This window comes from Streptosporangium becharense (assembly GCF_014204985.1).
Lineage (GTDB): Bacteria > Actinomycetota > Actinomycetes > Streptosporangiales > Streptosporangiaceae > Streptosporangium > Streptosporangium becharense.
This window is the reverse complement of sequence record NZ_JACHMP010000001.1, coordinates 7,671,284-7,694,882: the sequence shown is the minus strand read 5'-3', so window position 1 is coordinate 7,694,882 and position 23,599 is coordinate 7,671,284. Positions and strand designations below refer to the sequence as shown.

The following is a 23,599-nucleotide window of genomic DNA, read 5'->3' as shown; positions in this document are numbered from 1 at the left end:
GGCGGCATCCGGTCGCCGGTATAAGACTGGACACTTACGGCAGTGACCCAAAGCGGCCACGCAGCCGGTGTGAAATCAGAAAGCGACAGAAAGGGACCGCGAACACCTTCCCCGATGATGGCCGGCCATATCAACGGGAAGCGGTAACGGATGTCACCGGCCCCGACGGTGTTTGACGGTCTTCCCGGCCCTCGGTGCCGTCGGGAAGCGACGGCGGCCGATTCCATCGCATTCCGGCCCGCACCCGAGTGGCATGATTGTTTCACTGTGAATTCAGGGAGAGAGTTGCTTCATGCTCGCTTCACTCGGCTTGGACGCCACCGCGGAGGCGGTTTACCGCGCCATGCTCACCCGTCCGCGCGACGGTGTGACGGCCCTGGCGGCCCATCTGGCCCTGACCGAGGAAGAGGTCCGGCGCAGCCTGGACACCCTGAGTGAGCTGACGCTGGTACGCCCCTCCTACGAGTATGAGAGACAACTGCGGGCGGTCTCCCCAGACATCGGTATGGAGATCTTGATGGCACGCCAGCAGGCGGAGCTGGCCGCCCAGCAGCAGCGCCTGGAGGCGTCCCGGGTCGCCGCCGCGCAAATGATCGCCGAATTCGCCGATCTCACCTCTCCGGTCCGCCACCCCGAGGTGGAGCGGCTGATCGGATTGGACGCGATCCGCGACCGGATCGCGTCCCTGGCCCGCGCACTGGACACCGAGATCCTGACTTTCGCGCCCGGGGGCGCCCACCGGGCGGAGACCATCGAAGCCTCCAAACCCCAGGACGAGGCCCTGCTCACCCGTGGTGTGCGGATGCGGGCCGTCTATCTCAACAGCATCCGCAACAGTTCGACCACGCTGGCGTACGTGGCCTGGCTGGCCGAACTCGGAGGTGAGGTGCGCACCGCCCCCGAGCTGCCCACCCGAATGATCATTTTCGACGGCAGGACCGCCCTGATCCCCGTCGACAGCAACGACTCCGCCGCCAGCGCCGTCCTGCTCACCGGGCAGGGCACCCTGGCCGCCCTGTGCGCACTGTTCGAGACCGTCTGGGCCAAAGCCCAGCCCCTCAGCGAGCCCGTCATGCACGACGCGAGCGGCCTGAGCGCCCAGGAAGCCGCGGTGATCCACCTGCTGGCCCAGGGGTTCACCGATGAGGCGATCGCCAAACGGCTCGGCGTCTCACCCCGTACCGCACGGCGTCTCGCCTCGGAACTGATGGACCGCCTGGGGGCACGCAGCCGGTTCGAGTTCGGCATGCGGGCGGTCCAGCAAGGGTGGTTGCCGAAACAGCAGTAGAAGCGGCGGTGGTCTCCCGCCGCGGCGCTCAGCGCCGGGAGACCACCGTGACGTCGTCGTCGGAGGCGTCGCCGAAACCGTAGACGTAGGCCGCGGCCAGCGGGTCGCCGAGGGAGGCGCGCAGGAACAGCGCGCTCCACCTGGCCGCCGCGTCGATGCTCTCCTGCTGCGGCAGGGCCTGCGGCGAGGGGTCGGGCAGGGCCCCGGGCGGGGTCTGGGTGTCGGTGAGGCCGAAGTGGTTGGCTCCGGTCACCGTGACGAACGCCTTGGGTGGCGAGCCGAGGCCGTCGTAGGTCGCCCGGGCCACTGCGGGCGGGTTGACCCCGTCCATGCCTCCCTGGATCAGGGCGACCGGCACCCCGGTGTTGTCGATGGGGACGGTTCCGCCGCCGGGCGCCGCGGTGCCGGCCCCGTGGAACACCGCGGCCCGCAGGGACGCGGGGCGGCGGTAGACGGGGCCGGAGCAGAACGGGACCGCGCAGGTGTTGCCGACGGCGAAGAGCCCGGCGGCCGCGCCGAAGGAGTGGCCGAGCAGCACCAACCGGCCGGCGTCCAGCCGCCCGGCGATCGGGGAGCCCTCACGGGAGTTCTCCGCCTCGGCCCACGCCGCGACGGCGTTGACCTGGACCTGCTCGGGGAAGAGCCCGGAGACCGGGCCGACGGCACGCCGATGGTCGGGGACGGCCACCGCGAAGCCGAAACCGGCGACGATCCCGGCGAACCTGCCGTAGCTTCCCGCAGGGACGTTGGCGCCCTGCAGCAGCAGGGCGACCGGGACGGCCCCGCGGCCCACCGGGTAGTGGACGGTGGCCGGGTCGTCGCCGATCCGGGTCTCGTAGCGGCCGACCAGGCCGGGCGACACCGCGGCGGACACCGGGTCGTCGCCGGCGAGAGCCGTCGAGGGTGCCGTCACGGTCGCCGCGGCCAGTGCCGCGGCGGCCAGCGCGGCACACAGCCGGCGGGTGAATCCGGTCGATGGGGCCATGGCTGCTCGTCTCCTCCGTGTCTCCCGCGTGGGGTGTCGATCCGGGGCTACTGCTCGCGCAGGAGGCGGCCGGCGCCGTCCACCTTGTCGCGGATGCCGTTGTCGCGCAGCGCCATCCACCAGGTGGCGGCGTTGATGGCGATGACCGGTTTGCCGAGCCGGCGTTCGGCCTCGTCGGCCAGGGCGACCATGGACAGGTTCGTCCCGCACTGCACGATCGCGTCCACGTCCGCCGTGTCGACCTCCTCCAGCGCCTCCCGGAGCGCGGACTCGGTGACATGCGCGATCGAGACGGCCGTCGGGCACCTCAGGCCCCTGATCGCGACGACCTCGAAGCCGATCTCGGAGAAGAACCGCACCACGTTATCGTCACCCACCGGCTGGTACGGGGTCACCACGCCGATCCTGCGCGCGCCGTACAGGCGCAGGGCCCGCTCGCACGCCTGCGCGCCGGTGGCCACCCGCAGCCCGGTGATGGCGTGGATCTGCTCGACGAACCGCCGGCTGCCCTCGACGCCACCCCAGAAGGTCTCGGCGGACATGCCCATGACCATGTAGTCCGGCTCGCAGGTCAGCACCCGCTCGCAGGCGGCGCCGATCTCCCGGCGGATCTGGCCGAGCAGCCGTTCCATGCCCTCGTCGCCGGCCATGTCCTGGTCGCGGATGTGGATGCGGCCGAAGTGCGCGGTCACCCCGGGGACGGTCATGCGGTAGAAGTCGGGCTCCACGATCGTGTTCGTGGACGGGACGATCACGCCGAACTTGCGGCGCCGGCCGAGCGCGTCGGTCACGGGGAGACCTCCTGCCGGGTACGGCCCAGCCGGAACGCGGCGACGGCGAACGCCCCCTGGGCGGCGGTGTTGGACAGTTGCTCGACCCACTGCAGGGCGATCGTCTGGTCGGGGCGGGCGGCGAGCGGGCTGAGGACGAAGAAGCCGAGCAGCTGAACGCCGAAGAGCGCGGCGGCGGTGACGTCGCCGCGCCGCCGGGCGGCCATGATCAGGTGGACGCCGCAGAGGGTCGCGAAGACCGTGGTGCTGACCAGCAGCGGCGACGTGCTCCCGGCCAGCACGGCACCGCCCGCGCACAGCGCCGACAGGCCGATGACCAGCGGCGGGATCCAGCCGGGCGCCGAACCGTCGGGGCGGGCGGTCAGGACCCGCGCCAGCAGCCCGAACCCGGCGGTGAGCAGCGGGAACAGCATCAGCTCCAGCCAGGGCAGGTCCGGGCCGCCGAGCGCGACGATGAGCTTCCAGACGGCCTTGGCCAGCCCGCCCGCCCCGATGAGGGCCGCCGCGAGGAGTACGCCGGGCCGGTGCCGGGCCCCGGTGTACCGGCTGAGCAGGCACACACCCGCCAGGGTCAGCAGCACGGGGACGAAGTCCTCGACGGCCAGCGCCACGGGGTACCTCACGAGGTCATCCGGCGTTTGCCGAAGGGGGTCATGACAGCAGTTCCCGGCGGATCCGGTCGGTCTGGCCGGCGCCGAGCAGGCCGGTGATCCGGTGCCAGACCGGGTCCACGTCGGGGCTGAACAGGTTGGCGCGGTTGACGGCGTCGCGGGCGGCCAGGTCGGTGTCGGCGGTGGCGGGGACGCCCCGGTCAAGGAGGGTCAGCCAGTGGTCGAGGTAGGCGTCGACGGTCGGTCCGAGCTTGTCGAAGGCGTCCTCGGTCGCCCGGCAGACCAGCATCCACGGGGACATCATCGCCCGCTGGCGGGGGCCGACCGCCGCGGGGGAGACGCCGTCGATCTCCCAGGCCGCCTCCAGCAGGGGGGTGAGGGGCAGGTGGACGGCGTCCAGGTAGGCCAGGTGGGTGGCCAGTTCCACCCGGGGGATCAGGTCCAGGTGCATCGCGTGGTACCCGGCCGAGGCGACCGCGTCCAGCGTGAAGTGGGGGACCGCCGACTCCGGCCGGGTGAACACGAAGATCATGTGGCTGTCCAGCCCGATCGCGGGGACCGCCAGGCTGACCGTCACCGCCTTCGCCACTTGCCCGTCGTCCGCCCGCGCCGGGCCGCGCCGCGCGTCGTCCCGCCCCTCCACGGCGGGACGGAAGACGCGGAGCGCGCCGACGGAGGCGGGGGACATCGGGGCGGTCAGCTCGACGTCCGCCGAACAGGACAGGCCGGTGGCGGTGAGCAGGCGGCCCAGGACGCGTTCACTCAGCGCTGCGGGCAGGCTCAACGGAGTTCTCCCCTCGGGATCTGTGGACCCAGGCACGGGCGAGGTCGGGGTTGTCGCGGCGGGCGGGCGAGGCGATGACGGTGGCCTCACGGCGCGGCACGTCACCGGTGACGATGTCGTCGCCGCCGACCCACCAGCCCCGGTCCATGAGCTGCCGCCGGCGGCGCCGGTAGGCGACCTGGAGGGCGTCGCTGCGGATGTGCAGCTCGGCCGACAGGTCGAAGGGCAGCAGTTCGGGACGCTGGTTCTCGACGACGGGACGGTCCTGCTCGAAGATCGTCTCGATGCGTCTGACCGCGTTGCGGTCCGCCCACCTGCCGGTGAAGAAGTTGCGGTAGCCGACGATCTTCACCAGGGTGCGGTTCTGCCCGAGCGGGATGTTGTGGTCGTAGAGGACCAGGTCGCCGAAGGGCAGCCGCACGTGCAGTTTGACGATGTTGGGCAGGTACCAGCCGTTGGAGACCACGACGTACTCCACGCGGGGCCTGCGCCGGGCCAGCGCTCCCCACAGGCCCTTCGGCGGCGGAGGGCTGAGCAGGATGTCGGCCTCGGCGTGCCAGTCGTCGCCGGTGATCTCGAAGTCGGGGATCTGCGGCCTGTCCGGGTTGCCGAACGCGGTGCCGTGCACGAACGGGGTGTGCGCCGCGTCGATCACGTTCTCCAGCGTGCGCTCGTAGTTGGCCTCGACCGTGGTCTCCCAGTGGACCGCCCGGAACGCCGGGTCCCCATGCTGGGGGATGTGCGGGATCGGCGGCCGCTCGTCCTCGGGCAGGTCGCCGAGGAAGGCCCACACCATCCCGTACCTCTCGACCACCGGGTAGGCGTCGACCCGCGCCTTACGGGGGATGCCCCGCCCCGGCGGGTTGGCCGGGATCTTCACGCACCTGCCGTCCGGGTCGTACTCCCAGCCGTGGTAGGGGCAGGCGATGGAGTCGTCGCCGACCAGCGTGCCCATCGACAGCGCGCCTCCCCGGTGCACGCACAGGTCGGACAGGCACGCGATCCGGCCGTCGCGGCGCCGCCAGATCACGAAGTCCTGTCCGAGGCAGGTGACCCTGCGGGGCCGGCGGCCGACCGCGTGGCCGAACTCCACCGCGTACCAGAAGTTCTTGAGCATGGTCTCCTCCTCGACAGCGGCACCATCGGGTACGGCCCGCCTCCGTGCCGGGACACGCCGGCCGGCCGGTCGCCGTCCGGGGCCGCCGGGTGGCGGGCCTCCGGACGGGCGGCGGCGGACGGCGCCTCACCCGCGCTCCTCGCCGCCCGCCGCGGCGGGCCGGTCACCCGGGCCTCGGCAGCACGCGGTCGCCGCCCCACAGCGCGCGGACCAGGCGGTCGGTCAGCTCCCGGCCGAAGTAGCGCACGCCCAGCGCGTTGGCCGGGTCGCGCTCGGCGATGTTCCTGCGGATCGCCAGGTCGGTGGCGGCCAGCGCCGCCCTGCCGGCCCGCGGCACGGGTTCGGCCCCGTCCACCAGGCGCAGCCAGTGGTCGACCCGCGCGTGCAGCAGCTCGCCGACCACGTCGGCGTTGCCCCGCGTACGGGGGAAGGAGTAGCAGTAGGCGTTGGGCGACAGGCCGGCGCGGATGAACCCGGCCCGGCTGGTGAACCAGGTGAAGTCCGGGTTCTCCTCCCTGAAGCGCAGCCAGTCCGCCTCGAGCGGCGCGTAGTGGCGGTCGTAGTAGTCGCCGTGCCCGGCCAGGTTCACCCGGGGGATGTAGTTCTGGTAGAACCACCCCTCGGGCCACAGGAGCAGCGCGACGCCCAGGTGCGGCACGTCGACCTGCGGGCCGAGCCAGACGGTGAGGTGCAGGTTGGCGAAGCCCGCCGCCGGGTCGCCCAGCCAGGAGTGGACCATCCAGTCGATCTCCGGGCCGCAGTAGGCGTCGATCCGGCCGCCCGGCCCGCCGGGGTGGGCCCCGTAGGCGCCGATCGAGCCGGGATCGGCGGTCAGCTCGAACCTCGCGTCGATCTTGGCTTTGAGGGCTGCGAGCATGCCGCGGAACCGCTCGAACGTCTCGGTGACGTCGACCACCGGTGACTCGTCGAGCATCTGCTCGACGTGCCGGAGCGTTTCCCTCATGCCTCTCCTTCCACGAGCGCGTCGGCGAGCCGCCACGGCCTGCCGTCCACCAGGTCGGTGCCGCGCGAGACGTGCCGGTTGACGGCCTGGGCCGGGTGGACCTCGGCGCGCACCACGCGGTCGCCGTTCCCGACCGGGGTGACGACCGGGTGGCTGATGCGGCCGGTGAACGGGCCTTCCCAGGCGGTCCAGAGCGTGAAGTCCCGCGGTGCGGCCAGGATGGCGCCGGCGAGGCCCTCCGGCCCGTCGTGTCCGGCGGCGACGACGTTGAGCCGGTTCTCCGCGGCCCGCTCCAGCAGGCCGTACCGCAACTCCCACGGCTCGGACGGGGTGAAGGGCGCCGCGACGACGTCGGCGTCGGCCAGTGCCGCCAGCCTGAACGTCTCCGGGAAAACCGTGTCGTCGCCGACGACGACGGCCAGTCTCCCCCAGGGCAGCGCGAAGACCTCCAGCCGGTCCCCGAACACGGTGACCCGCCCTGCCTGCCGCGCGGACGGGTGGAGCTTGCGCTGGCGTCCCACGATCCCCTCGGCCGAGACCAGCAGCCCTTCGTGCGCGCGGCCGCGGATCTCACTGAGCACCACGTGCGCGCCGGTCCCGCGCACGGCCCGCGCCGCCTCCTCGGCCCTCACCCCGCACAGCTCGGGCAGTACGAGCAACCGCACCCCGTCCTCGGCCGCCCGCCGCAGGAGCTCCGTCGCGCTCCCGGGCCCCGCGCGCGGCCTGACCACGGCCACGGCCACGCCGTGCGCGCCGGCGGGAGCTCTGCGGCCGCGGGGTTCGGCGGCGATCGGCCGGTAGAGGGCGGGACGGCGACAGGCCAGCACGTCCGTGCCGTCTGCTCTGACCTTGTCGTCGGCCAGGGCCACGTCGACGTCGGCCACCACGACGGCCTCACCGGTCCGCGGCGCTCTGGCCACGACGGTGCCGTCGGGGGCGACGACCTGGCTCTCACCCGCGCCGTGCAGCCACCCGGGCGCGATGCCCAGCCCGGCGCCGATCAGCTCCGCCCTGTCGGCGGGCAGCAGCGGCCCGACCTTGTTGGCGGCGATCACCCACACCCTGTTCTCCGCGGCGCGGACCGGGACGTGCAGGCTCGCCTCGTCCACGGCGAAGGAGTTCAGGCTGTTGAGCAGGACCTGGGCGCCGCGCAGCGCCAGCCCGCGGGTGACCTCGCTGATCACGCCCTCCATGCAGGCGTACATGCCCAGCCGGCCGACCGGGGTCGCCACCACCGGGCCCACGACCGTCCCCGGATCCAGATGGTCGTTCTCCGCACCCATCAGCACCTGCTTGTCGGCCTCGCCGAGCAGCGTGCCGGACGGCCCGTACAGCAGGGAGGCGCCCGTGACGCGGCCGTCCCCGCGGTCCAGGGTGACGCCGAGCTTGACGTACGCGCGGTGCCGCGCGGCGCGACCGGCGACGGCGTCCAGGAACCGGTCTCCGTGCCGGCAGGCCAGGCGGCGCGCGTGGTCGCGGCTCTCGTACCAGGACAGGTGGTTGCAGAACTCGGGCAGCACGATCAGCTCGGCACCCCGCCCGGCGGCGGAGTCGATCATTCGCAGGCAGGTCGCGAGGTTGGCGGTCACATCCTGGCCGGTTGCGAACTGCACCGCGGCGACGCGCACCATGCCCGCTCCCCGTTACGTCTAGAGAAACAACGTTTCCAACAGTTAGGATCTCGCGAAACCGGAGCGAATGTCCAGGAGGCGATGGTGCTCAACCACGTCGTACTGTCGTGATCTCGGTCCTGTACGGCGGGCTCGCCCTGGTCCAGGCGGCTCTGGCCGTACGACTGGCCCGATCCGGCCTGTGGATCCCGTTCGCCGTCGCGGCGGGCGTCGCCTACGACTCGGCGGTCGTCGGAGCCGGACGGCTGATCGGTGAAGGGCCGGGACTCCAGGCGCTCAGCACCGGCCGCTTCATCGCCCACGCCGTCCTCACCCCGCTGCTCATCGTCCACGCGGCCGCCCTCGTACGCCGCGGGCTCACCGCCCCGGCGTGGGGCCTGGCCGGCGCGCTGATCGTCCTGGACACCGTGAGCCTCGCGGATCTGCGGCTGGAGCCCCGCTGGTGGTCCGGCACCCTGCGCCACGTCTCCGCCGACCCTCCGGGGCCGCCGATCGCCGCGCTGGTCACCACGGTGATCCTGCTGGCCGCGGGTGTCACGCTGTGGGTGCGGCGGCGCACACCGTGGCTCTGCCTGGGTGCGGCCGCGCTCCTGGCCACCGCGGGCGCCGCCGTGACGGTACCCGTCCTGGGCAACGCCGGCGAAGCCGTGCTGATCGCGGCCATCGCGGCGACGGGCGACCGCGACGGCCGCCGAGGCCCCGGCCGGTGACAGCTTCGTCAACGACAGGCCGACGCCGTGGGCCCCTCGACGGATCCCGGGTGCCGCCCATCATCGGGCAGTGGAGGGGGACCCGCCGTCGGCGTACGACTTCACGTGCGCAGGCGGGGCCGCCGTTCGAAGAGTGGCCGATCGGTCACCGGCGGCCGCCCGGCTAGGTGATGAGCCCGCCCTCGTAGGCGGCGATGACGAGCTGGGCCCGGTCGCGGGCCTGCAGTTTGGCCAGGAGACGGCTGATGTGGGTCTTGACCGTGCCGACGGTGAGGTGCAGGTGCTCGGCGATCTCGGAGTTGGACATCCCCTTTCCGATGAGGGCGAGCACCTCGCGCTCACGCTGGGTGATGTCGTTGAGGTCTCTCGTGGCCGGGGCGGGGCGAGGGCCGTGCAGGAATTCGCTGATGAGCCTGCGGGTGACGGTCGGCGCGAGCAGCGCCTCACCGGAGGCGACGACGCGAACGGCGGCCAACAGCTCGGTCGCCGTGGCGCTCTTGAGGAGGAAGCCGCTCGCGCCGGCCCGCAGCGACGCGTACACGTACTCGTCCAGATCGAACGTGGTGAGGATCAGTACGCGCGCGCCGGCACAGGCGGGGTCGGCGCAGATGCGCCGTGTCGCCTCGATGCCGTCCATGTCCGGCATGCGCACGTCCATGAGGACGACGTCGGGCCGGTGCCGACGGGCCAGGAGCACCGCTTCGGCGCCGGTGCCGGCCTCGGCCACGGCGGTGAGCCCCGGTGCGGTGTCGATGAGGAGCTTGAGGCTGTCGCGGATCAGCACCTGGTCCTCGGCGAGCAGGACCCGGACGGACTGCGCGGGCGGGGACGGGTCGTGCGGGGCGGCGCCGCCGCTCATGTCGTCGGTGCCCATGTCGTCGGTGCCCATGCGGGGGTGCTCATGGACGCTCATGTCGTCGGTGCTCATGCCGGGGTGCCGTCCGGGGCGTAGGGCAGTCGGGCCGACACGCGAAAACCTCCTTCGGGCCGGGGGCCCGCGTCGAACGTTCCTCCGTACATCTTGACCCGTTCACGCATACCGATCAGGCCGTGCCCGCCCCGGTCGGCGCTGCCCGGCCGCGGCGGCCGGCCGTGGCGGGGGCCGTCGTCGACGACCTCGATCACCGCTTCCCGTCCGCCGGCGTCCACGGTGACCGAGCAGCGGGTGGGCCCCACGTGGGTGACGACGTTGGTCAGGGCCTGCTGCACGATCCGGTACACCGACATCGCGACCGCGGCAGGCAACGCGGCCTCTCCACGGACGGCCAGGTCCACCTCGACCCCGGCCGAGCGGGCGTGGACGGCCAGCTCCGGCAGGTCCGCCATGCCGGGCACGGGCAGACGGGCCTGCCGGGGATCCCCGTCGGAGCGCAGCAGGTCGAGCACCCGGTGGATCTCGGCCAGCGTGCTGCGGCTGGTCTGCTCGATGACGGCCAGCGCGGCGCGGACCTCCTGCGGGCGGGCGTCGGCGACATGGTTGGCGACGGTGGCCTTGACGGCGATCAGGCTCATGCTGTGGCCGATGACGTCGTGCAGTTCCCGGGCGATGCGCCTGCGCTCGTCGGTCACCGCGGCTTCGGCGAGGTGGCGGACGAGGCGGGCGGTGGTCTCCCGCCTCCAGCGGACGACCGTCCCGACGGCCCACGCGACGGTCAGCAGGACGGTGACCATACCGATCTCGATCGGCCAGGCCGGCGGTATCTCGCTGGGGGCCGCCGCGGGATCGAGGCCGGGAAACACCTGCGCGTAGAAGACCAGGACCGCGCTCACCTCAGCGAGCAGGCAGACCGCCAGGCCCGCCGACGACCACGCGATCGAGGCGGTGGTGGCCACCAGATACAGCACGAGCACGGCCGGTGTGAAAGTCAGCCAGATCGCACCCGCCGCGACGGCCCCGGCCATGGTCACCGCCGCGGCCGTGGCGCACGCGAGGGCGAGCATGGCCCGCGGCCGGCGCCGCCGGAGCGCGACCGGAAAGCTCACGACCGCCGCCACCGGCCAGGCCGACCAGGCGGGCCAGTGCGACGACGGCCCCGGCGGATCGACGATGGCGTATCTGATGATCAGCGCCACGGCGACCGCCACCGCCGCGTCGGCGACGCTCTTCGCGTCGAGCCGCCTTCCAGCCCATTCCATGGCGGAAAGCTATCGCCTCACCGGATCACGCGGCATCTGCCCACGGTCGGACATCCGCATCCGCCTGGGGTCGTACCACCTGCTCGTGCCCGCCCACCAAGATGCGACCCGAGCCAGACGCGCACCCCCCGCGTCGCCCCTCACCATGCTGATGTGCCCCGGCGTACCGGTCCGGGCGCACCGACACGGACATGATGGGGCAGCAATCCATGAACATTGATCTTCGCCGGCGCGTCACACGATGGCGGCAGAGCGGCGCGGACCGGCGGGCCGCCAACGCCGCCGCCAACCTGGACCGCCAGCCCCCGTTTCCCGGCCGATGGGTGAGCGCCATCTCGCTGATCGCCGGTCCCACCCTGATCATGACCGGGACTCTCCTGCGCTCCCCGTTCTACTACTTCGTCCCTTACCAGCTCACCGCCTACACTCAGCATCCCGCCCTCATCACCGCCGCTTACGTCTGCTTCGCCTTCGGGTTCGTGCTGCTGTGGCCGGCGGTCATGACGCTGGCACAGAGGATCGCCGTCACCAATCCGCTGTGGGGACTGTGGGGCGGTTGCCTGGTGATCGTCGGCCTGTTCACCCGGACCTTCCAGTTCGGCACCGATCACCTGGCCTTCCACCTGACCGACAGCCTCGGCCTGCAGACCGTGCTCACCGGCATCGACGGCTACTACCTGGCATGGCGGGACACGGTCTGGCATCCGTTCAGGTCCATGTCCGGGCCGGCCTTCTTCGGCTGGGTCGTGCTGGCCATCGGCGCCTACCGCTCCGGTGCCCTGGGCCTGGGCCGTTCGATCGCACTCGGCCTGATGTCGGCGCTCGCGCTCGGGACGCTCAAAGGCACCGAACCGCAGTCCTTCATCGCGGTGGGCGGCCTCTGTGTCGCCTTCATCCCCCTGGGCGTCTCGCTGCTGCGCGGCGGCCCCCCGCCGACCAGGCGCGCCATGGTCTGGGTCGTCGTCCTCATCAGCGTGCACGTCCTCATGGCGGCCTACGGCCCGAGAGGATGACGACCCGGACCGGTACCGGTGAGCCCGAAACCCACCTCACCGGCACTGGCGTCTCCATGAGCACGCGCGAGGCCCGCCCCGGCCCCCACCTGCTGCGCTGACCGCCGGGCCCCGGCTTCAAGCACGGCCGCGCCGCCAGGGGCGGCGGTGACGCGGGTGCACAGCCGGCTCCGGCTGAGCCCCGCCCGCTCACCCTGGGCGGGCGTCGGTGCGGGGCTCAGCCCTTGGCGACCGGGTCGGCGACCTGGCCGATGAACAGCGGCATCAGCGTCGGCCGGTGGACGATCGCGAAGGCGAACGGCCGGTCGGCGCGTACCCTGACGGGCTTGGGCGGGGGCGGGGGTGGGCCCGTAGGTGCGGAGGCCAGCGCGGTGACGGCGGCAGCCTCGGTGCCCCGCTCGTCGACGGTCACGGCGGCACGGTGGATCGCCTGTTCGAGGAAGATCTCCTCGGCGATGCCGGAGTAGTCGGTGCCCGTCAGCCCGAGCGCGGAGAGCGACTCCAGGAGGTCCAGACGGGTGGAGAAGTCCCAGCGGGGAAGGGCGAGCTCGACCTGACGCTCCTCCAGCTCGGCGGCCACCCGCGTCATCACCTCCGGGGCGAGCAGGCCGACGGGGGAGCCGCCCGCCTCAGGTAGCAGCACCCACATGACCAGCTCGCCCCCGGTGTAGCGCAGCTCCACCGCCTGCCAGCCCGGCCCGGCGGCGTACGGAACGGTGCCGGACCGGCGCATCAGGTCCGTCCGCACGACCGTGCCGTCCGCCCGGGTGAAGGCGGCGCCTCGCTCAGGCGGATCGGTGAACGGCCATTCCCAGCCGGCCTTGAAGTACACGGCGTTGGCAAGGACGAGCTGGGTGTCGGGGGCCAAGTGGTCGAACACCTTCGTGATCCGCCCGGCCGTCTCCCGGGCCGCCCACGCGTCGATGATCTGGGCGGCATCGCGGGTGAAGTCCACCTCGCGCACGCCGGTGCCGTACTGAGCGGCGAGCGTGTGCAGGAACCCGGGCCGGACGCTCAGCCCCTGCCGGGTGAACAGCCCGCTCGCCATGGCGAGGACCGGCGGCTCCGGCCTGGTCCGCACCGCCCGCCCAGAGCGGGGCGGCGAGCCGCCGGTGGTGAGAATCCGCCGGGTGAGCGCGTTGAGCGCGGTGTGCGGCCCCCGGGTGGGAAAGCCGAAGACCCGGTCGAGCTGGACGGCGGTGGCCGCGGCGGCGCCCGCCCGGGCCATGCCGAAGGCATAACCGATGCTCAGCGGCGACAGGACCGCGTTGGCCTCCGGCGCGGCGGCCTGTGCGAACAGGGCGTGGCCGAAGGCGGCGAGCCCGCGCACGGTCTCCGCGACCGGCGGAGCGACCGGCCTTTTCCGCCGTACCCCCGTGGCGACGAGCATGTTCGGGTCGGTTCCCGGGCGAGCGGCGCGGGTCAGCAGGGCGGTGAGCAGTCGGCGCACGATCTTGATCGTATCCGGTCGCCCCGCGGTTCACCGCCCCGGCCGCCGCCGGCCGATGCCCGACCGCAGGTGTGGCGGTGCGCGTGGCCGGCGCGGTTCCCGGGTGGCGCGGACCAGACGGCAGGAGGTCGGGACGTTGTCGATCTCACCGTCGAGGCGGTCAAATGAGCGGACCGGCCAGGCCGAGCTCAGCGGCCTCCTCGTCAGTCGTCGACGGCCTAAGCCGCTGTCACTGTGTCCCATCATGAATCTCCTCAACCCAGGTGTTCGATCGTGTGGCCCTGCCCCGACGTGGCGCTCACGGCTTGGTGAGCGACGCACGGGGGGCAGGGATGAGCTCGGCGTGGTCTGGCCGGCTTCCCGCCGGCCTGCTCGCTGTGGCCTGGTTCGCGCTGTGCCCGATGGACGATCGGAAGGCGTATGGGCCGAGGTGCCCGGCCCGCCGGCTGAGCCGGCTCGGCCTTGCCGACGCCGGTCCGGACGCTCAAACCCACCGCTCGGCCGGTGAGACATGGCCCGCAGTGGGGGCGTTGCCGTCGTTCACCGCGGCGTGAGCGTCGTCCGCTTCAGGGGCGTGTTCCGGTCCGCGCGTCGGCGGAGGAGCCCGGCGCCGGAGCGGCGATGACGAGCGGGAGGCGCGGTCTTGCAGGTGGCGGCGCTCGTCAGGTGTCCTGCTTCGAGCCGTCGGGGAGTCTGTCGGTCACCCGGCGCTTGTCGGAGGTCCATCTCGTGGACCCGGGCATCGGACCGTCCGGGTCGATGCCGTGGAAGGACGATCGCGTCGTCGTCCGCCTTTCGCGGGACCTTTAGGAGATCTTGCGGCGGTAGGTGTTCATGGCGAAGGCGTACGCGACGATGAGGAGGCCGACGCACCAGGCCAGGGCGATCCAGATGTCGGTGCCGACCGGTTGCTGGGTGAACAGGTTGCGGATGGCGTTGACGATGGACGTCACCGGCTGGTGCTCGGCGAAGGCGCGCAGCGGGCCGGGCATGGTGTCGGTGGGTACGAAGGCCGAGCTGACGAACGGCAGGAAGATGAGCGGGTAGGAGAACGCGCTCGCGCCGTCCACGGACTTCGCGGTGAGACCGGGGATGACGGCGATCCAGGTCAACGCCAGGGTGAACAGGATCAGGATGCCGGCGACCGCGAGCCAGGCCGGCACGCCCGCCCCCGAGCGGAAGCCCATGAGCAGGGCGACGAGCACGACGACCACGAGCGAGATCAGGTTGGCGACCAGCGAGGTCAGCACGTGTGCCCACAGCACCGCCGAGCGCGCGGTGGGCATGGACTGGAAGCGCTCGAAGATGCCGCTCTTCATGTCCGTGAACAGCCGGAAGGCGGTGTAGGCGATCCCCGAGGCGACCGTGATGAGCAGGATGCCGGGCAGCAGGTAGTTCACATACGAGACCGGCCCGGTGCTGATCGCGCCGCCGAACACGTAGACGAACAGCAGCAGCATGGCGATCGGCATGAGCGTGGTCGTGACGATGGTGTCCGCGCTGCGGGTGATGTGGCGCAGGGATCGTCCCAGCAGGACGGCGGTGTCGCCGAAGAAATGCTTGGTCATCGTGGTTCCTTACGCGTTCGTGCCGACGTTGCGGTCCTGGCCGTTCCTGCCGTCGGCGCCGACGAGCGTGAGGAAGACGTCCTCCAAGGTCGGCTGCTTCTCGACGTATTCCACCTCGGCGGGCGGGAGCAGCCGCTTGAGCTCGGACAGGGTGCCGTTGACGATGATCCGGCCCTCGTGGAGGATCGCGATCCGGTCGGCGAGGTGTTCGGCCTCGTCCAGATACTGCGTCGTGAGCAGCACCGTCGTGCCGCGCGCGGCGAGTTCTCTGACGGCCTGCCACACCTCGATGCGCGACTGGGGGTCGAGCCCGGTCGTCGGCTCGTCGAGGAAGATGACCGGCGGATCGCCGACCAGGCTCATCGCGATGTCGAGGCGGCGGCGCATGCCGCCCGAGTACGTGGACACCTTCCGCCCGCCCGCGTCGGTCAGCGAGAAACGCTCAAGCAGGTCGTCGGCGACCTTGCCCGGCTCTTTGAGGTGGCGCAGGCGGGCGACCAGCACCAGGTTCTCCCGCCCGCTGAGGATCTCGTCGACGGCGGCGAACTGCCCGGTGAGGCTGATCGACTCGCGCACGTCTGCGGCCTGCGTGGCGACGTCGAAGCCGTTGACGCGGGCCGTGCCCGCGTCGGCCTTGAGCAGCGTGGACAGGATTTTCACGACCGTGGTCTTGCCGACCCCGTTCGAGCCGAGCAGGGCGAAGATGCTGCCCCGCGCCACGGTGAAGTCCACGCCGCGCAGCACCCGCAGTTCCTTGTACGACTTCTCCAGGCCCCGCACGTGGATCGCCTGGGCTTGCTGTGCCGTCATCGCTCGGTCTTGTCCTCTCTTGCGGGATCTTCGCCGGCGGCGCGCGCGACGGCGCTGGTGAAGCGGTTCCGCTCCCGGCTTCTCCACTGTCCGACCGGGTAGTTGGCCACGAACGCCTCCACGAACTCCACGGGGTCCTCCCCGAAGATGTCGCGGATCGGGGTTCCGTCCGCCGCGCTGCGTTCGAACAGATCGGTGAGGTCTTCGTACATCGCCATCGCGGCGGCGCCGTCGGCCGGCCCGAGCAGCAGCAGGTAGCGCTCCAGCGCCTCGGCCGCCGTGCGGTAGTTCTGGGGAAGCTGCTTGATGCGCGCCTTGTACTGCCGGTAGCGCCGCTTGTCCTCCAGCGGCCCGGTGACCATCTCCAGGTACTGCAGATAGCGGCTCTTCGGCTCGTTCGACCCTGTTTCCATGTCTACTTACCTCCTTCGCGGAGCTGCTCGAGCCTCTCGGCCAGGAAGCTCCAGGTCCTCCAGAACTCTTCGAGGTACTCCCGTCCCTGAGCGTTCAGGGAGTACACCTTGCGCGGCGGCCCCTTCTCGGAGGGGACCTTCTCCACGTCGACGAGGCCGCGCTGCTCGATCCTGACCAGCAGCGCGTAGATGGTGCCCTCGGCGATGTCGGAGAAGCCTTGCTCGCGCAGCCATGCCGTGATCTCGTAGCCGTACGCGGGCCGGCCGGACAAGGTCGCCAGGACGATGCCCTCCAGCGTTCCCTTGAGCATCTCCGTCAGCTGCTTGCCCACGGAACACCCCTTTTCAGCTACTCGGTGACGCTGACTACCGGTACAAAGTAACACCGACTACCGGTACCTAGCAACACCGAATAGCTGGTGCGATCGGGGATCACGAGTGTGCGGGTGCAGGCGAGCTGATCACTGCTCGCGGGGGAGTCCGCCGCCACCTCGCTCAGGGCAGGACGAGCTGTGTCGGCCCACTGAAGACGCCGGCCGCCGGCCTTCGCCTCCTCACTGCCGCCCGCCGCGCCGCCGACCGCCGGAGGCGGCACGGCGACCGGGCGGGCGTCTCAGCGCTGCCTGCCGTGCAGGGCGAAGCCACCCTCGACACCGACGACCCGGGCGTTGGTGAAGAACCGCAACGTCTCACGGGTGCCCTCCTCACCCAGGCCGGACACCCCCCACGCCGGACGTGGAGTGAACAGGTGCAGGCTCATGACGCTGGAGCCGTTGACCTTCACCTCGCCCGCCCGCACCCGCCGCGCGACCGCCATCGCCCGCTCCTCGTCCGCACCCATGACATAACCCTCCAGCCCGTACGGCGTGGCGTTGGCCAGCGTCACCGCCTCCTCGACGGTGTCGTACGGGACGACCGCCGCGACCGGGCCGAAGACCTCCTCGGCGAGGTCGGCCCCGGTGATCAACGTGGGCGCCAGGAAGTTGCCGCTGTCCGGCATGACGCCGTACGACACCGCCCGCCCGCCCGCGGCGGCGACCGCCTCCCGCACCCGCCGCACGTGCGCGGAGTGGACCAGCGGCCCGAAGTCCGTGCCGTCGCACAGCGGGTCCCCGGCGCGCAACGCGGTCAGGCGCTCGCCGACGGCCGCGACCAGCTCGCCGAGCCGGCCGCGGGGCACCAGCAGACGCCCCAGTGCCCGGCACCACTGGCCGTTGAGCGTGGTCAGCAGATCCGCGGCCATCCGCGCGGCGACCTCGATCCCGGCGTCGGGCAGGACCAGTAGAGGGTTGTTGCCGCCGAGCTCCAGCTGCGCGGGACGGAACCCGGCGGCGCACGCGGCGGCGACCGCCCGGCCCCCGGCCGGACCGCCGGTGAAGGAGACCGCGCGGACCCGCGCGTCGCCGGCCAGACGCCCGCCCGTCCGGGCACCGCCCTGCACGAACTGGAACACACCCGGCGGCAGTGCCTCGTGCAGGACCTCGGCCAGCACCTGCGAACCGTAGGGTGCGTACTCGCTCACCTTGAGGATCACGGGGCACCCGGCGGCGAGCGCGCTGGCGACCTTGTGCGCGGCCATCGGGGCGGGGGCGTTCCACGGCACCAGGCACAGGGCAGGGCCCAGGGGGAGCCGGTGCACCTCGACGACGCGGCCGTCCTCACGGATCTCCGTCGTCCGCAGCAGGCCCTCACGAAGCTGCGCGGAGGCCAGCCGGAACGACCCGCCGACGATGGCCCCCAGCGGGGTGGTCTGCCGGATCGGCACCCCGGTGGCGAAGGACTCCAGTGCGACGATGTCCGGGATCCGCCGATCGAGCTCACCGGCCACGGTGTCGAGCATCTCGGCGCGGCGTTCCGGCGCGGTCGCCGCCCACGGGACCGCCACCCGCTCCGCCGCGGCCAGAGCCGCCTCGACGCGTCCGGGCGCCGTCGCGCGTGCCCGGGCGACCGCCTGGCCGGTCGCGGGATCCTCCAGGTCGAAGCCGAGGTCCCCCGGGCAGGCTGACCACACGCCGTCGACCAGGTCCCGGAACTCGGGAACGCCGATCACGCCTCCGCCACCCCCCGGCGACCTCCCGCCCGCCGGACGGCCACCCCGGCGGGCCGGTCTCGGCCCGCGCCACGGTCCGCCGCACCGGCACGGGCCGAGACCGGGCCTGCGAGAACGGGGCCGCCGGGGGCGGGGCCGCTCATCGGCGGTCCACGGTCGCGAACAGCTCGTTCTCCTTGGCCTGCGTCACCATCTGGGCGGCCTCCAACCTGCCGCGCTCGGCGGGAAAGGTCATCACCAGGCCCATCGCCACGTCGCGCAGGGCACGACCGATCACACCGCCCATCATGGCGCCGGAGGTGCCCGAGGCCTTGAACGCGCCCAGGACGACCTGGAAGCAGGCTTCGGTCACCGCACCCTTCCCCATCCGCCACTGCCGGAACACCTCCGCCCTGGGCCGCGGCGGCGGCTCGGAGGTCTCCAGCAGCAGCTGCCGGCGCAACCACAGGTAGGCGGTCTCCAACTGCACGGTCATGTCGCCGAAGAGCACCTGGTGCGTCGGGCTGGAGGCGATCGGCCGCCCGGTGTCGGCGAACGTCCTGCCGGTGAGCTCGGCGACGACGGTGTCGTAGACGTTCTGCGCGCAACCGGTGTAGACGGCCGCGATGGCGAGCTGGTTGCCGACGAAGCTGCCCCGGCTCATCCGCAGCATGCGGGTGAACGCGCCGGGCACGGTCAGCGCCTCGTCCTCGGGGACGAACACCCCACCGAGCCGGATGCCGTTGTTGGCCGTCGCACGCATGCCGAGCCCGTCCCACGGGGCCCGGACCGAGACGCCGGGAGCCTCACGCGGCACGAAGAACGTGGCCAGGCCCTCGGCGGTGTCGTACCCCTCCAGCCTGGCGGTGGTCAGGTAGTAGTCGGCGACACCGGTGGCGCAGCCGAACGACTTCTCGCCTTCCAGGATCCAGCCGTCGCCGGCACGGCGGGCGGTGGTGGCGATGGTGATGTTCGCACCCGAGCTCTTGACCGACTCCGAGGCGAAGTTGGCCAGCCACGTGCCGCCGGCCATCCGGGTCAGCACCTTCTCGGCGAAGGCCCGCACCACCGGGATCTCCTCCTCGGTGAACAGGCCCGCGTCGATCGCCTCCAACGGCAGCAGCCCCCGGGAGGCGCTGGTGTTGTGGAAGAAGTAGGCGAGCGCCGTGGACGGGCAGGCCGTGCCCATCGCGAACGTGGCGGCGGCCAGGTCGCGCAGCGTGCCGCCGAGCCCGCCGTACCTCTCGGGCACCACCAGACCGAGCAGCCCGGCCTCACGCAGCAGCGCGACGTGTCCGGCCGGGAAGCGGGCCCGTCCGTCCGCCTCGGCGGCGGCGGCGCGCAGGGCGGGCAGCACGGCCTCGACCCGGGCGGCACGATCACGCTCGGCGCCGGTCATGTCGTCGACGAGACGCTCACCCGTCAGCTTGTCGGTCATGGGGTGTCCCTCCGGCAGAAGGATGTGGGTCGCGGCCGCCCTTCAGCGGGCGAACCGGTAGGTGCGGCCGGGCAGCCCCGAACTCCAGCAGGCCTCCAGATCGCCGGCCCCGGCCACCGGGGCGGCCCGGTCGACGCAGCCGGCCACGTCGCCACCCGCCGCCGGAAGTCCCCGTCGTCACGATGACCACACCACTGGGCCACTGGGTCACCGGGCCGGTCCCGCGCGCAAGGAGTCGCCGTCAGTCGCCACAGCCCCTCACTGTTCCATTGAAGGAAACGCTGTACCGCTGAAGGTAACGAGGCGCGGCGAGGGTGTCAATGTGACGGCGTTTCCCTTGGGGAAATGCTTCGCCGTAGAGTGGATCCCTGCCGAGAAAGCTTCAGCACACGAGGGGGCCAGGTGCCAGCCCAGGCCAACACCAGCGCACAGGCGGCGGACACCACGGACGAGGACGACAGCCAGAGCCGGTCCATCGCGGCCGTGGAACGCGCCATGGACGTCCTGCTGCTCTTCGGCCGCAGCACCCGCCCCGACCTGGGAGTGACCGAGATCGCCACCGAACTCGGGCTCACCAAGGCGGCCGTGCACCGCATCCTGACCGCGCTGCGCAGCCGCCAGCTCATCGCGGCCGACCCCGTCACCAGGCGCTACTCCCTGGGACACGCCGCGATCTCCCTCGGCCGCGCCTACCTGGCCCGCACCGACCTGCGCGTCATGGCCGGACCGGAGCTGCGCCGCCTGGCCGCCCACGCGGGGGAGACCGCCACCCTGTCCATCCGGCGCGGCGACACCCGCCTGTACGTGGAGCAGGTCGTCCCCGAACAGGAGCTCAGGATGGAGGTCTCGCTCGGCATCCCCTACCCGCTGCACGCGGGCAGCTCCTCCAAGGTGATCCTGGCATTCCTCCGGCAGGAGGAGATCGAGGGCTACCTGACCCGCCACAGACTGGAGGCGCTCACCACCAGGACGATCACCGACCAGGCGAAGCTCCGGGCCGAACTGGCCGCGATCCGCCGCCGGGGATACGCCACCTCGCTGGGCGAGCGCCAGGAAGGCGCCGCGTCGATCGCCGCACCCGTGTTCGACCACGACGGCGGCGTGATCGCGGCGATCAGCGTCTCCGGGCCGAGCACCCGCTTCAAATCACACATGCAGCAGGCGATCCCCCCGCTCATCGAAGCGGCCGACCGCCTCTCGGCCCAGCTCGGCCACCATCGCTAGCCTTGCCGCGCGTGCGCCTCCGCGACGAGCCGATCGACGGTCTCGGTGGTGATCCGGCCGCCGCTGTACATCGCCATCTGCTGGAGCGACATTCCGAACGCCGGTGCGAGCGTCTCTTCGTCGGCTCCCTGGAGCAGGCCGCGCAGCAGGTCGCCGCCGACCGGGTGTTCGAGCCACTCCAGGACGGTGTTGTCGCCGGAGAGCGGAGCCGCCGCCCGGAGCGCGGCGGCACGCGCGGCCGCGCTCCGCGTGGCCGGCTCGGCGTCGGGGTCGACCGGGATCACCGAGACCGAACTGGTGAGAGCACGGCCCGGGCCCGCCCGGTGAACGTCGCCGGTGAGCGTGACCGACGTGCGCAGGCGTATCTGAGCGGACGACCCGCCGACGAAGAACTTGATCTTCCCCGGTTCGACGAGCCAGCCCTCGTCGGGGTCCCACAGCGCGAACATGCTCGCCGGCACCGTCGCCGTGATCCGCACCACGGCGCCGGCCTCCAGCGACACCCGCCGGAACGCGACCAGCTTGCGCCGGGGCCGCGCGGTCCGTGCGATCACGTCCTGCCCGTACACCTGGACGACCTCGTCACCGGCACGATCTCCGACGTTCACCACCGTGAACGACAGCTCGACCTCACCGTCGGTCGGTACGTCCGGCCGGCCGATCTCGACGTCGCGGTAGGCGAAAGTCGTGTAGCTCAGACCGTGCCCGAACGGGAACGTGGCCCCCGCGCGTCCCTCGACGTAGGCGGGAGTCTGCGCCGCCCGCCAGTAGGGCAGGGGTGCGCTGCCGCCGAAGTCGAGGAAGGAGACGGGCAGCCGCCCGGCGGGATTGACGTCACCGAAGAGCACGGCGGCGGCGGCACCGCCGGCCTCCTCCCCGCCGAACCAGCTCGTCACGATCGCGGGAACGGAGTCGGCCATCCACCTCAGCGAGTAGGGCCGGCCGTGGCTGAGCACGACGACGGTCGGCGTGCCCGTGGCCAGGACCGCCTCGACCAGTTCCCGCTGAACACCGGGCAGCTCGCACGTGGCGCTGTCCAGGCCCTCACCGACGGTGCCGAAGGCGTTGATACCCGCCTGGTCCCCGACGACGACCACGGCGACGTCCGCGGACCTCGCCGCTTCGACGGCCGCGGGGATGCCCGAGCGGTCCTCCTCCTGCACGGGACATCCGGGCTCGTACAGCACCCTCGCACCGTGGGCCCTGGCGCGGATCCCGTCGAGGAACGTGACCACCGGTACGGACTCCACCATCAGGCGGACCCGGTCCGCTCCCGTCGAGCCGCCGAACTCGGCGACCTCGTCCGCGCGGGCCGTCGGGTCCGTGGCGAGCGCGAACCGCTTCGTCATGCTGTCGAGCACCGGGTAGCTGTAGTCGCCCAGCTGTCCCAGCAGGCGGTCGGCGTTCGGGCCGAGCACCGCGATCGTCGCGGTGCCCGGGTCGAGCGGAAGGAGGGGAACGCCGTCGACCGGCTCGTTGCGGAGCAGGACGACCGACCGCTCGGCGATCTCGCGAGCCAGGCCGCGGGTCTCCGCGGGGTCGAGAGTCTCCGGCACCGCGTCCAGGTCGACATAGGGCCGCTCGAACAGCCCCAGCTCGAACTTCGTCCGCAGAACCGTGCTCACCGCCAGGTCCAGGTCGGCCGTCGGGAGGAGCCCGGACTCGACCGCCTCGATCAGATCCCCGGTCGTCAGCCGGGAGACGAGGTCCAGGTGCACCCCGGCGCGCACGGCCTGAGCGCTCGCGGCCGCGTCGCTGTGCGCGGTGCCGTGCTTGGTGTAGAGCTGGTTGACGGCGCCGAGGTCGGAGATGACCAGCCCCTCGAAGCCCAGCTCGTCGCGGAGCAGGCCGGTGAGGTACGCCCGCGAACCGGTCACCGGAACGCCGTCGATGTCGACGTACGCCGGCATGATGCCGCGTGCCCCACCGTCGCGGATCACCATCTCGAACGGCACCGAGTGAACCTCACGCAGCTCGCGCGGGCCGATCGAGGCCGAGTCGGTGTTGCGGCCACCGGCGCTGGCGCTGTAGCCGAGGAAGTGCTTCACCGTCGCGACGAGCGGCGTCCCGGCGTCCGCCTCCTGCATGCCGCGGACGAACGCGGTGGCCATCGAGCCGACGAGGTACGGCTCTTCGCCGTAGGTCTCCTCCACCCGGCCCCAGCGTGGATCCCGGGCCGTGTCGGCCAGCGGCGACAGCGCCTGCCGGACGCCGGTGCGTGCCATCTGGATCCCGATCGCGGTGCCCATCCGCTCGATCAGCTCCGGGTCCCAGGTGGCGGCCTGGGCGATCGCGTCGGGGAACATGGTCGCACCTTGGATCTTCAACCCGACCAGGGCCTCTTCGGCGACGAGAACGGGAATGCCCAGCCGTGTGTCCTCGACGTGTTTGCGCTGCAGTTCGTTGATCGCGGCGGCGATCTCGCGCGGGGACGATTCGAGACTCGCCAGCGCCGCGACGACGCCGCCCCATCCGGTGGACGGCGGGTCGTGGACGTCGATCGCCGGTGCGGTGGGGGCGGCGAGTTGCGCGGCCTTCTCCTCGAGGGTCATCCGGCCGAGCAGATCCGCGACCCGCTCGTCCACCGGCAGCGACGCGTCACGGTAGGGCTGTTCGGGATGCAAGACGAGTGTCCTT

The 23,599-nt window shown here is 72.2% G+C and carries 21 protein-coding genes; 4 read left to right on the top strand and 17 right to left on the bottom strand.

Translation table 11 applies throughout. The features are described from left to right. Nucleotides 1-292 precede the first annotated feature (292 nt). Entirely contained in the window at nucleotides 293-1,288 is a 996-nt protein-coding gene (locus tag F4562_RS33205; protein WP_184546533.1) for a helix-turn-helix transcriptional regulator, read from the top strand. 28 nt (nucleotides 1,289-1,316) lie between these two features. Here the strand turns inward: F4562_RS33205 and F4562_RS33200 are convergent, their stop codons facing one another. The 7 genes from F4562_RS33200 to F4562_RS33170 form a co-directional block, all read right to left on the bottom strand. Further along, nucleotides 1,317-2,273, bottom strand: coding sequence for an alpha/beta hydrolase (locus F4562_RS33200; RefSeq protein ID WP_184546535.1), 957 nt, complete (start codon nucleotides 2,271-2,273; stop codon nucleotides 1,317-1,319). 47 nt (nucleotides 2,274-2,320) lie between these two features. Further along, a complete protein-coding gene (locus tag F4562_RS33195) occupies nucleotides 2,321-3,064 on the bottom strand; it encodes a maleate cis-trans isomerase family protein (RefSeq protein WP_184546537.1) in 744 nt (247 codons plus the stop codon). After that, the gene (locus tag F4562_RS33190) at nucleotides 3,061-3,687 is read right to left on the bottom strand and encodes a hypothetical protein (protein WP_184546539.1); all 627 of its coding nucleotides are present in this window, start codon (nucleotides 3,685-3,687) and stop codon (nucleotides 3,061-3,063) included. The genes F4562_RS33195 and F4562_RS33190 overlap by 4 nt, the downstream gene beginning before the upstream one ends. 28 nt (nucleotides 3,688-3,715) lie before the next feature. Beyond that, entirely contained in the window at nucleotides 3,716-4,459 is a 744-nt protein-coding gene (locus F4562_RS33185) for a hypothetical protein (RefSeq protein ID WP_184546541.1), read from the bottom strand. After that, nucleotides 4,434-5,576, bottom strand: a complete 1,143-nt coding sequence (locus F4562_RS33180; RefSeq protein ID WP_184546543.1) for an aromatic ring-hydroxylating dioxygenase subunit alpha — start codon at nucleotides 5,574-5,576, stop codon at nucleotides 4,434-4,436. The genes F4562_RS33185 and F4562_RS33180 overlap by 26 nt, the downstream gene beginning before the upstream one ends. 163 nt (nucleotides 5,577-5,739) lie before the next feature. Beyond that, nucleotides 5,740-6,540 (bottom strand): oxidoreductase, encoded by an 801-nt coding sequence (locus F4562_RS33175; protein ID WP_184546544.1) that lies wholly within the window; start codon nucleotides 6,538-6,540, stop codon nucleotides 5,740-5,742. Continuing rightward, a complete protein-coding gene (locus tag F4562_RS33170; RefSeq protein ID WP_184546545.1) occupies nucleotides 6,537-8,171 on the bottom strand; it encodes a nitrilase-related carbon-nitrogen hydrolase in 1,635 nt (544 codons plus the stop codon). Before F4562_RS33170 ends, F4562_RS33175 begins: the two co-directional genes overlap by 4 nt. Nucleotides 8,172-8,278: 107 nt before the next feature. On the opposite strand from F4562_RS33170, the gene F4562_RS33165 reads away from it, so the two are divergent. After that, the gene (locus F4562_RS33165; RefSeq protein WP_184546546.1) at nucleotides 8,279-8,881 is read left to right on the top strand and encodes a hypothetical protein; all 603 of its coding nucleotides are present in this window, start codon (nucleotides 8,279-8,281) and stop codon (nucleotides 8,879-8,881) included. 163 nt (nucleotides 8,882-9,044) lie between these two features. Here the strand turns inward: F4562_RS33165 and F4562_RS33160 are convergent, their stop codons facing one another. Together F4562_RS33160 and F4562_RS33155 are read right to left on the bottom strand one after the other, a co-directional pair. Beyond that, on the bottom strand, nucleotides 9,045-9,740 hold the full coding sequence (locus F4562_RS33160) for a response regulator (protein WP_184546804.1): 696 nt from the start codon (nucleotides 9,738-9,740) through the stop codon (nucleotides 9,045-9,047). Nucleotides 9,741-9,805: 65 nt separating this feature from the next. Then, a complete protein-coding gene (locus F4562_RS33155; protein WP_184546547.1) occupies nucleotides 9,806-11,017 on the bottom strand; it encodes a sensor histidine kinase in 1,212 nt (403 codons plus the stop codon). Between the two features lie 209 nt (nucleotides 11,018-11,226). Between F4562_RS33155 and F4562_RS33150 the strand changes: the two genes are divergently transcribed. Then, nucleotides 11,227-12,030: a hypothetical protein gene (locus F4562_RS33150; RefSeq protein WP_184546548.1), complete on the top strand. Its 804-nt coding sequence runs from the start codon at nucleotides 11,227-11,229 to the stop codon at nucleotides 12,028-12,030. A gap of 217 nt (nucleotides 12,031-12,247) precedes the next feature. On the opposite strand, the gene F4562_RS33145 is transcribed toward F4562_RS33150, so the two are convergent. The 7 genes from F4562_RS33145 to F4562_RS33115 all read right to left on the bottom strand — a co-directional run bounded on the left by F4562_RS33145 (nucleotide 12,248) and on the right by F4562_RS33115 (nucleotide 19,738). Next, nucleotides 12,248-13,480, bottom strand: a complete 1,233-nt coding sequence (locus F4562_RS33145) for a serpin family protein (protein WP_184546550.1) — start codon at nucleotides 13,478-13,480, stop codon at nucleotides 12,248-12,250. A gap of 806 nt (nucleotides 13,481-14,286) precedes the next feature. Continuing rightward, nucleotides 14,287-15,048: an ABC transporter permease gene (locus F4562_RS33140; RefSeq protein WP_184546552.1), complete on the bottom strand. Its 762-nt coding sequence runs from the start codon at nucleotides 15,046-15,048 to the stop codon at nucleotides 14,287-14,289. A gap of 9 nt (nucleotides 15,049-15,057) precedes the next feature. Then, a complete protein-coding gene (locus tag F4562_RS33135) occupies nucleotides 15,058-15,858 on the bottom strand; it encodes an ABC transporter ATP-binding protein (protein WP_184546554.1) in 801 nt (266 codons plus the stop codon). Then, the gene (locus tag F4562_RS33130) at nucleotides 15,855-16,271 is read right to left on the bottom strand and encodes a DUF1048 domain-containing protein (protein ID WP_184546556.1); all 417 of its coding nucleotides are present in this window, start codon (nucleotides 16,269-16,271) and stop codon (nucleotides 15,855-15,857) included. Before F4562_RS33130 ends, F4562_RS33135 begins: the two co-directional genes overlap by 4 nt. A 2-nt stretch (nucleotides 16,272-16,273) precedes the next feature. Beyond that, on the bottom strand, nucleotides 16,274-16,603 hold the full coding sequence (locus tag F4562_RS33125; protein ID WP_184546558.1) for a PadR family transcriptional regulator: 330 nt from the start codon (nucleotides 16,601-16,603) through the stop codon (nucleotides 16,274-16,276). A 281-nt stretch (nucleotides 16,604-16,884) separates the two neighbouring features. Beyond that, complete coding sequence (locus F4562_RS33120) at nucleotides 16,885-18,321, bottom strand: aldehyde dehydrogenase family protein (RefSeq protein ID WP_184546560.1); 1,437 nt, start codon at nucleotides 18,319-18,321, stop codon at nucleotides 16,885-16,887. A 139-nt stretch (nucleotides 18,322-18,460) separates the two neighbouring features. Next, nucleotides 18,461-19,738, bottom strand: coding sequence for an acyl-CoA dehydrogenase family protein (locus F4562_RS33115; protein WP_184546562.1), 1,278 nt, complete (start codon nucleotides 19,736-19,738; stop codon nucleotides 18,461-18,463). A 402-nt stretch (nucleotides 19,739-20,140) separates the two neighbouring features. Here F4562_RS33115 and F4562_RS33110 point away from each other — a divergent pair, with 402 nt between their 5' ends. Further along, nucleotides 20,141-20,962, top strand: coding sequence for an IclR family transcriptional regulator (locus F4562_RS33110; RefSeq protein ID WP_184546563.1), 822 nt, complete (start codon nucleotides 20,141-20,143; stop codon nucleotides 20,960-20,962). On the opposite strand, the gene F4562_RS33105 is transcribed toward F4562_RS33110, so the two are convergent. Continuing rightward, nucleotides 20,959-23,586, bottom strand: coding sequence for a beta-glucosidase family protein (locus F4562_RS33105; RefSeq protein ID WP_221207730.1), 2,628 nt, complete (start codon nucleotides 23,584-23,586; stop codon nucleotides 20,959-20,961). The two genes, F4562_RS33110 and F4562_RS33105, sit on opposite strands and share 4 nt — an antisense overlap. Between the last annotated feature and the right edge of the window lie 13 nt (nucleotides 23,587-23,599).